Origin of the sequence: Shigella sp. FC1544, assembly GCF_001722145.1 — a bacterium.
Taxonomy (GTDB): domain Bacteria; phylum Pseudomonadota; class Gammaproteobacteria; order Enterobacterales; family Enterobacteriaceae; genus Escherichia; species Escherichia coli.
The window spans coordinates 1-204 of the sequence record NZ_MECT01000547.1 but is presented as its reverse complement, the minus strand read 5'-3'; the positions used below and the strand labels follow the sequence as shown (position 1 = coordinate 204).

Here is a 204-nt window from a genome sequence, read left to right as displayed (position 1 = left end):
CCGCAGTCGTCACACTGATGATACGGATGTGCTTCTCCGTATACACCATGTTATCGGAGAGCTGCCCACGTATGGTTATCGTCGGGTATGGGCGCTGCTTCGCAGACAGGCAGAACTTGATGGTATGCCTGCGATCAATGCCAAACGTGTTTACCGGATCATGCGCCAGAATGCGCTGTTGCTTGAGCGAAAACCTGCTGTACC

1 protein-coding gene is annotated in these 204 nt (G+C 53.4%); it reads left to right on the top strand.

The window, feature by feature from the left end; genetic code table 11:
* Positions 1–204, top strand: a 204-nt coding sequence (locus BGK49_RS19670) for an IS3 family transposase (RefSeq protein WP_146628148.1), incomplete at both ends; no start/stop codon positions are given.